Below are 1,604 nucleotides of genomic sequence, written 5' to 3'. Positions count from 1 at the left end.
GCGGCATTCATAATGGAGTCCATACCTACTTCATGAGTAGGACGCCGGGCGCACAACGCAATGGTAGCCAAGGGCGCGCAGCCCTCAGTCGCTCGCTCCCCCGCATACCCCTAACGCAGTAGTGCTAAGGGGCTTCAGGTAAGTCGTTAAGAGCTCCTAACAAAAGTCAGGTTTGAGGGCGAACGGGAGGGTGGACGGATGAGCGGGCCATGCGCACCTGTGGCCCATGGCTCGCGACCTCGTACCGGATGCGCTGTGGGAGCGAGTGGCTCCGCTGCTTCCGGTTCCCAAGAAGAAGAAGCCCGGCCGTCCTCGGGCCAACGATCGAGCCGCCTTGGAGGCCATCGTCTTCGTGCTCAAGACCGGTATCCCCTGGGAAATGCTCCCGGCCAAGCAGTTTGGCCTATCGGGGATGACGGCTTGGCGACGCATGGAGCAGTGGATGCGCGCCGGGGTGTTCGAGCAACTGCAGCGCGTCCTGCTCAACGAACTGGGCCAGCGGGGCCTGGTGGACTTCAGCCGCGCCTCGATCGACTCCTCGAGTGTCCGAGCTTCAAAAGGGGGGCCCTCACGGGCAAGAACCCGACGGACCGAGCGAAGGCGGGTAGTAAGCATCATCTTCTCGTCGACAGAAAGGGCCTGCCCCTGGCCGAGAGTCTGACGGGAGCCAACGTCCACGACACCCACGAACTGTTCCCTCTGCTGGATGCGGTGCCCGACGTGAAGCAGCCCCGCGGCCACCCCCGACATCGGCCCGGCAAACTGCATGCGGACAAGGCGTACTCTTCGCGCAAGAACCGCTGGGGCCTGCGCCGACGCGGCATCACTCCCCGCATCGCACGGCCCGGCATTGAGTCGAAGCATCGGCTGGGTCCGCACCGCTGGGTGGTGGAGCGCACCAACGCGTGGATCAACCAGATTCGGCGCCTGCGCGTGCGTGATGAACGCCGAGACGATGTCCACTTCGCCCTCCTCGTGCTCGACTCCTGCCTGATACTCTTTCGAGGCCTTCAAACCTGACTTTTGTTAGGAGCTCTGAACTCCGGGTTGAAGTGGCGGACCTCCTCGCGGACGTTATATTGCGACATGAGGAGCACCGAGCCCTTCCCGAGGATGGCGCCGATCTCGTCGGCGAGGATGAGTCCTCCGAGCGGCGCCCCCTTGTAGCTGTTCTTCGCGTCCACGATGACGATGTCGAAGAGCGTGTTGCGCACATGGCGGAGCGCTTCCGCCGGCATCGTCACGCAGTCGACCTGGTGTTTCAGCTCCGTCTGCAGCACGTCATGGTAGACCTCCAGCACCTCGTCTTGATCGTCGACAATGAGGAGTGACAGCCTCTCGCGGCGCTTCATCGGGCACGCTCCTCTCGCGGAAGGAGGATCTGGACACGGGCGCCGCCCTCTTCACGGTTGGCGCAGAGGAGCCGTCCCTTCAGCCGCTCGACGATCTCCTTCATGAGGTACAGGCCATGGCCTCAGACTCGACTTTCGCCCTTTTGGGCCGGGAGGCCCAAGCAGGGGGGCGAGGGTAGAAAGGGCTGAGGGTAGGAAAAGAGCGGCCATCGAGGCCAGCTGAGAGAGGTGTCCGGCAAGACACGCCTCCTC

At 63.6% G+C, this 1,604-nt stretch carries 2 protein-coding genes; one reads left to right on the top strand and one right to left on the bottom strand.

Going from position 1 to position 1,604, the window contains the following annotated elements; translation table 11 throughout:
• The first annotated feature begins 226 nt into the window (after nucleotides 1–226).
• Nucleotides 227–1,020, top strand: a protein-coding gene (locus G4D85_RS48365) for an IS5 family transposase (RefSeq protein WP_164021906.1) whose coding sequence is annotated in 2 segments (ribosomal slippage) — nucleotides 227–554 and nucleotides 554–1,020 — 795 coding nt in all. Because the reading frame shifts where the segments join, the coding sequence is not laid out codon by codon here.
• Here the strand turns inward: G4D85_RS48365 and G4D85_RS48360 are convergent.
• On the bottom strand, nucleotides 1,011–1,352 hold the full coding sequence (locus G4D85_RS48360) for a response regulator (RefSeq protein WP_164021904.1): 342 nt from the start codon (nucleotides 1,350–1,352) through the stop codon (nucleotides 1,011–1,013). The genes G4D85_RS48365 and G4D85_RS48360 overlap by 10 nt on opposite strands.
• Nucleotides 1,353–1,604: the final 252 nt, after the last annotated feature.

It is taken from the genome of Pyxidicoccus trucidator, assembly GCF_010894435.1.
GTDB lineage: Bacteria > Myxococcota > Myxococcia > Myxococcales > Myxococcaceae > Myxococcus > Myxococcus trucidator.
Note: the sequence above shows the minus strand (reverse complement) of the source record. Positions and strands in the feature narration are given on the sequence as shown.